Annotated in this window: 8 protein-coding genes; 6 read left to right on the top strand and 2 right to left on the bottom strand. The window is 58.7% G+C overall.

Annotated features, from left to right (window positions below):
* The first annotated feature begins 317 nt into the window (after positions 1-317).
* The 3 genes from AC1DVH_RS24930 (at position 318) to AC1DVH_RS24920 (ending at position 2308) form a co-directional block, all read left to right on the top strand.
* Complete coding sequence (locus AC1DVH_RS24930; protein WP_477756058.1) at positions 318-596, top strand: Ogr/Delta-like zinc finger protein; 279 nt, start codon at positions 318-320, stop codon at positions 594-596.
* Between the two features lie 2 nt (positions 597-598).
* Positions 599-961: a hypothetical protein gene (locus AC1DVH_RS24925; RefSeq protein ID WP_477756057.1), complete on the top strand. Its 363-nt coding sequence runs from the start codon at positions 599-601 to the stop codon at positions 959-961.
* Between the two features lie 132 nt (positions 962-1093).
* Entirely contained in the window at positions 1094-2308 is a 1215-nt protein-coding gene (locus AC1DVH_RS24920; protein ID WP_477756056.1) for a class I SAM-dependent methyltransferase, read from the top strand.
* 81 nt (positions 2309-2389) lie between these two features.
* On the opposite strand, the gene AC1DVH_RS24915 is transcribed toward AC1DVH_RS24920, so the two are convergent.
* A complete protein-coding gene (locus AC1DVH_RS24915; RefSeq protein WP_477756055.1) occupies positions 2390-3280 on the bottom strand; it encodes a DMT family transporter in 891 nt (296 codons plus the stop codon).
* A gap of 222 nt (positions 3281-3502) precedes the next feature.
* On the opposite strand from AC1DVH_RS24915, the gene AC1DVH_RS24910 reads away from it, so the two are divergent.
* The 3 genes from AC1DVH_RS24910 to AC1DVH_RS24900 all read left to right on the top strand — a co-directional run bounded on the left by AC1DVH_RS24910 (position 3503) and on the right by AC1DVH_RS24900 (position 4922).
* Positions 3503-4084 (top strand): DJ-1/PfpI family protein, encoded by a 582-nt coding sequence (locus AC1DVH_RS24910; protein WP_477756054.1) that lies wholly within the window; start codon positions 3503-3505, stop codon positions 4082-4084.
* A 14-nt stretch (positions 4085-4098) separates the two neighbouring features.
* The gene (locus AC1DVH_RS24905) at positions 4099-4404 is read left to right on the top strand and encodes a ribbon-helix-helix domain-containing protein (RefSeq protein WP_477756053.1); all 306 of its coding nucleotides are present in this window, start codon (positions 4099-4101) and stop codon (positions 4402-4404) included.
* A 173-nt stretch (positions 4405-4577) separates the two neighbouring features.
* On the top strand, positions 4578-4922 hold the full coding sequence (locus AC1DVH_RS24900) for a YegP family protein (RefSeq protein WP_477756052.1): 345 nt from the start codon (positions 4578-4580) through the stop codon (positions 4920-4922).
* A 92-nt stretch (positions 4923-5014) separates the two neighbouring features.
* Here AC1DVH_RS24900 and AC1DVH_RS24895 read toward each other — a convergent pair.
* Positions 5015-6004, bottom strand: a 990-nt coding sequence (locus AC1DVH_RS24895; protein ID WP_477756051.1) for a DUF4917 family protein, incomplete at its 5' end; no start/stop codon positions are given.

Raw genomic sequence — 6004 nt, 5'->3', positions numbered from 1 at the left:
GATTTTTTGCTACGCAATTTGAGCCTCTTCCTTTTGACATATGCTTTTTGAGTGCCTAATTTATGCGTAATGAGTACTTTTTTTCTTGTAACTAATCAATCATCAAAGATGAGTCAGAAGAATACGATGTCGAAACTTCCTAATGCTATCAGGGTGATTTCCTACGAGCATGGCTCGAACCCATTACGCGACTGCCCGATGCACTTCCTTATGTCTGGCAGACACTGTTCGCAAGACCGGAGCGCCGCGATGAAACTCTCAAGCAGTATTGCGTTTGATCAGGTTGATTGCCACCCAATGACCGTCGGGAATCAAGCATGAGTACTTATAAAATGGTGTGCCCGCACTGCTTGAACAGGATGCGCATCCGCACCAGCGAAGGCCGACATATTTTCCTGCGGGTGGCGTATCTGCAATGCACGTCGGAAGCTTGCGGTTGGTCCGTGCGTGCCGAATTTGAAATGACCCATGAACTTTCGCCCAGTGGCATGCCCAATCCGGCCGTACGCCTGCCTTGCGCCGGACCCGATTTGCGCCGTGCCGCCCGGCCCGTAGCAATCAGTCCTGCCACGACAGACGTGCCGCAGGAGACGTGAGCATGAAGGTCATCGATGAAAATGCAGATATGAATGAGGAACTGTTGGCTATAGCCCAAGCGTTTCTGGGGCGCCATGAAAGTGAAGGGGGGAACGATGATCAAGTCCTGTTTTGTCGCGCGGTGAAGCATCTGCAGAATATGGATGTACCGATGTACCTGGCGGAAAGGCTGGTCAGCCGTGCCTACGGCGTACTCAAGTCGTGCAACGACCGGCGGCGCCTGGATATCGATGCCAGTTCCGAAACGGTCGCCGTGGTGACTGACCCTGCCAATGGCCTGACTTGGGCGGTGCCAGTGGGGCTGATCGTCAAACACATCATCAACTCGCCGAATAACCGCAGGCTTCGCCTGGTGGAACCCTGAGTTTTCAGCGGTTGTATTGAGGTCCTGGGCACCATGACTGGGACCTGCCGCAAAATAACCCCGTGCCCAAAGTCCTCGTCCCCCTTAAAATACCGGCATTCTCCGATTTGCATCGCCTGAGGCCGTTTTTCCATGTCCGTCACCGCCACTCCCGCCAGCCTCGCGCCGGATCATCACGCCCAGTTCATCGACCTGGTGCAAACCAGCCTCGAGCAAAATGCGTTCATCAAACTGGTGCTGGCCAAGTACGTGGGCGATGAAACGGACCTGCAGCGGATCATCATCAAACCGGTGACGGTCAAGGCGCTGCCTTGCCTGTCCTTTGTCTACCGCTACAAAACCCGCGACATCACCAAGAACCTGCCGCTGGCCGAAGGCGTGGCGAGCATTGCCGAGCTGCTGCCAGCGTCGTTCAAAAATGCGCATTTGTTGGCGTTGACCGACGAAGCCCAGCTCGAATACAGCAAAAAGGGCAAGTCATCGCTGTTCAAGAGCAAACCTCAACAATTGCGCGAAGTGCCATCGGCCGAGCACAACCGTGAAAAAAACCGTTTTCTTGACCTGAGCCGGCCGTTTCTCGCCGACCTGGGTGTGACCAACAAGCAGCATGAACTGATCCCGGCGATGTCGCGCAAGTGGAAGCAGATCAACAAGTTCATCGAAGTGTTCAGCCATGCGCTGACCTCGTCGCCCCTGGCGCTGGACAAACCAGTGCGCGTGGCAGACTTCGGATCGGGCAAGGGTTACCTGACCTTCGCCATCCACGACTATCTGCGCAACACCTTGAAGGCCCAAGGCGAGGTGACCGGTGTCGAACTGCGTGAAGACATGGTCACCCTGTGCAATACAGCGGCCGCCAAGCTTGAGCACCCCGGCCTGGTRTTCAAGTGCGGTGACGTGCGCAGCGTGGCGCCGAGCGAGCTGGACGTGATGATCGCCCTGCATGCCTGCGATATCGCCACTGACTATGCGATCCACACCGGCATCCGTTCCGGCGCGGCGATCATCATGTGCTCGCCGTGCTGCCACAAGCAGATCCGCCTGCAAATCCAGAGCCCGGTGCTGCTCAAGCCGATGCTGCAATACGGTCTGCACTTGGGCCAGCAGGCGGAAATGGTCACCGACAGTTTGCGCGCGTTGTTCCTTGAGGCCTGCGGCTACGAGACCAAAGTGTTCGAGTTCATCTCACTGGACCACACCAACAAGAACAAGATGATCCTGGCGGTCAAACGCGCCGAGCCGGTGGCCCCGGCCTTGTTGCTGGCGAAGATTCAGGAGCTGAAGGATTTCTATCACATCAGCGAGCATTGCCTGGAAACCTTGCTGCGCGCTGACGGCTATTTGTAAACATCACAATCCTGTAGGAGCCGGCTTGCCAGCGATAGCGATCTCGAGGACGCCATCGCCAGCAAGCCGGCTCCTACAGGGTCATGCAGTGGCAGTTCGCGCCGGGCGCACTGTCGTTTTGCGTCCGAGCATCACAGTGACAATAACGCCGCCAGCAAACAGCCAGGTAATCGGCTCCACATGTTCACCGAAAAACAGCGCGGAGAAGGCGATGGTGAAGAAAATCTGCAGCAACTGGATCTGACTGACCCGGGCAATGCCGCCCATGGCCAGCCCGGCGTACCACGCGAAGAAGCCGATGAACTGCGAAAATAGCGAAACATAACCGAAGGCCCACCAGGTCTTGGCGGAAACCTCGCCCTGATGCTGCAGCGCCAGATACACCACCGGGCCGATCAGCAGCGGCGTCGACAACACCAGCGCCCAGCAGATCACCTGCCAGCCACCCATCTCCCTGGCCAGTCGGCCTCCCTCGGCGTAGCCCAATCCGCCCACTGCAATGGCACCAAGCATCAGCAAATCTCCGGCCTGAATGCTGCCGGCACCGCTGATCAGTGCATAACCGAGCACCAACGCGCTGCCCAATGCCGCGCAGGCCCAGAAGGCTTTCGAAGGCCGCTCATGGGACAACCACGCGGCATACAGCGCCACGCACAGCGGCTGCAAACCGTTGACCAGCGCACCGTGGGACGCCGGCAAGGTTTGCATGGCCCAGGCCGACAATACCGGGAAGCCGAGAATCACCCCGGCCATCACCAGCGTCAGGCCTTTGACCTGCTTCCAGGTCGGCCATTTTTCCCGGTGCCACAGCAACAGCAACGCCGCAGGAACCGCCGCAAACAGTGCCCGGCCCAGGCCGTTGAGCAGCGGGTGGAGTTCCTGCACGACGATCCGCGTGAAGGGCAGGGTGAGGCTGAAGATCACAACGCCGAGCAGGCCCAGGGCCATGCCGGTGTTTTCGCGCGAGGACATGATGGCAACCAGAATCGTGGAAGGTGGGAGGTGGTGTTATCTAGCCATAAACCCGGTGTAAGCCGCTGTTACAGCTAGGTGCAGAGTTATCCGTACAGTTGCGAGCCTTCGGCAGCTCCTACAGTGGTCCTGTGCATTCGTAGTAGCCGGTTGTTACCCGCCCAGCCGGATAAGGACTACCTTGAATACTCCTGCAAGCCCACTTCCAGAGGAGTCCTCCCCATGGCTGCGAAAAAAATTCTGATGCTGGTCGGTGATTACGTCGAAGACTATGAAGTGATGGTGCCGTTCCAGGCGCTGCTGATGGTCGGCCACACGGTACACGCCGTTTGCCCGGACAAAGCCGCCGGCCAGACTGTGCGCACGGCGATCCATGACTTTGAAGGCGACCAGACCTACAGTGAAAAACCCGGTCACCTGTTTGCCCTGAACTTTGATTTCGCCAAGGTCAACGCCGTCGATTATGACGCCGTGCTGATTCCGGGCGGCCGTGCGCCGGAGTATCTGCGCCTGAACGAAAAAGTCCTGGAACTGGTGCGCGCATTCGACAAGGCCGGCAAACCTATCGCCGCCGTGTGCCATGGCGCGCAGTTGCTGGCGGCCGCGGGTGTTCTCGAAGGTCGCGAGTGCAGCGCTTATCCAGCCTGCGCCCCGGAAGTGCGCCTGGCGGGCGGTACGTATATCGACATTCCGGTGACGGACGGCCATGTTCAGGGCAATCTGGCCACGGCTCCGGCCTGGCCTGCGCACCCGAACTGGCTGGCCGGTTTCCTGGGGTTGCTGGGTACCAAAATCACGCTGTAACGAGGGATAGGTCCATGTGCGAGCTGTACGTCAAAGCCGACCCGATACTCTACGAATCGCGCTCCCGCTCGCTGCGCATCTGCGGGGTGGTCACCACCCTGCGGCTGGAGAATCAGTTTTGGGACATCCTCAGCGAAATCGCCGAAGTCGACGGCATGACCACCAACCAATTGATCGCCAAGCTGTATGAAGAGGTGATGGACTATCGCGGTGAGGTGGTCAATTTCGCTTCGTTCCTGCGGGTGAGTTGTACGCGCTACCTGAGCCAGCGGCGGACGTCGGCGCCGGAGTTGTCGGTGGTGCGGGCGACGGCGAAGTAGATAAATTTTTATCGTCTGTACCGGCCCCATCGCGAGCAAGCTCGCTCCCACAGGGATCACGCTGAACCTGTGGGAGCGAGCTTGCTCGCGATGGGGCCGGTACAGGCGACAGAAACACCAGGCTGGTCTTTACTGTGGAGCGCGCAACCTCTCAATCGCCAAGGAGAAAGAGCATGTCCGGATGGTATGAAGTGAGCAAAAGCAGCAATGGCCAGTTCAGGTTTGTCCTCAAGGCGGCCAACGCCGAGACCATTCTGACCAGCGAGCTGTACACCACCCACGCTGCCGCCGACAAAGGCATCGCCTCGGTCCAGGCCAACAGCCAGCTGGATGAACGTTACGAGAAGAAAACCACCAAGGATGGCCATCCGTATTTCAACCTCAAGGCGGGCAACCACGAGATCATCGGCAGCAGCGAGGCCTATTCCTCCGCTGCAGCCATGGAGAAAGGTATCGCCAGCGTGAAGGCCAACGGCTCGACCAAGGTGGTCAAGGACAAGACGTTGCCGGTGTTTTGAGTACAGCTTTCAAATCCAGCACAAATCCCTGTGGGGGAATGCATTCCAATGTAGGAGCGAGCCTGCTCGCGATAGCGGCAGCTGCGTCGCCGCTAAACCTCGACCGGAACCGCCAGCTTCGGACCACCCAGCCCATGGCTCTTCGAATCAAAAAACCTCAACTCCACACCCGTCCCCTCAAACACCTTCGCGTAATGCCGCTTCTGATGCTGGATGAACGGCTTGCTGCGCGGGTAAATCGAGATCGCCACCACCTGCGGTTTTGCCAGGCGCAAGGCGTGGATGATATGTCTGTCCTGCTCCCCCAACGCATGGCCGAAGATGCACAGTGCCTGGCCGTGACCGAGTAGTTGCTCGTAGCAGAACGACAGATAGTCCGAACTGCGGATGGTCTTGAGCTTGTCCGCGCTCGGCCCTTCGTTGACGAACAGCGGCACGTCGTCGAGGGTCTTGATCGTGTTGTTGATGGCGAAATTGCCCAGCAACGTGCCCTCGGTCGACATCAGCTTGCGCGCCGTGCCGTCCTGGTTGCGCACCAGGTGCAGGCCTCCGTGCAGGTACAGCAAACGGGTTTTGTCGGTGGCCGTGTCGCTCAGGTCGAAACCGGGTTCGCCTCCCTGGAACAGGTCGGTAATCGCCCCAGGTTGGTGTTGCACCGCCCAGTAGGAGAGCAAGTCGTAATTGGTGGTGAACACCGTGCGATAACTGGTCAGTTCCTGATTGATCGTCGCCAGCGTCGAAGGCACCACCAGCCGCCACGGGATATGTAGCGCATGCACGGTGTTGATCAGCGCTTCCTTGATCGCGTAATAGCGATTGCGTGGGGCGGCGGAGCTGACAGCCAGGGCCTTGTTAACCCGGCTGGTGGTTTTCAGTGCGCTCAATACCTGCTCGAAACTGCGGGTCTGCAGCGCATCGAACACGCTMAGCTCGGACGGGCTCAGGGGTTTTTCTTCAACGGTGCGGGCGTTTTCGAACAGCGACTCGTAGCCGAAATCGTCCCACACCGCGCGGCTGGCGCCGTTGCCCACCAGCAAGCCACTGAACGAAGCGGTGTTGCGCAAGACGTTCCAGTCTTCAAG

The sequence above is a fragment of the Pseudomonas sp. P4_C3 genome (assembly GCF_056402075.1).
The sequence above is the reverse complement of the archived record's forward strand: the minus strand, read 5'-3'. Positions and strand labels throughout refer to the sequence as shown.

Coding starts and splice junctions, on each gene's coding strand:
- AC1DVH_RS24905 (WP_477756053.1), top strand. CDS start 4,099: ATGTGCGAGCTGTACGTCAAAGCCGACCCGATACTCTACGAATCGCGC.
- AC1DVH_RS24925 (WP_477756057.1), top strand. CDS start 599: ATGAAGGTCATCGATGAAAATGCAGATATGAATGAGGAACTGTTGGCT.
- AC1DVH_RS24900 (WP_477756052.1), top strand. CDS start 4,578: ATGTCCGGATGGTATGAAGTGAGCAAAAGCAGCAATGGCCAGTTCAGG.
- AC1DVH_RS24915 (WP_477756055.1), bottom strand. CDS start 3,280: ATGTCCTCGCGCGAAAACACCGGCATGGCCCTGGGCCTGCTCGGCGTT.
- AC1DVH_RS24930 (WP_477756058.1), top strand. CDS start 318: ATGAGTACTTATAAAATGGTGTGCCCGCACTGCTTGAACAGGATGCGC.
- AC1DVH_RS24910 (WP_477756054.1), top strand. CDS start 3,503: ATGGCTGCGAAAAAAATTCTGATGCTGGTCGGTGATTACGTCGAAGAC.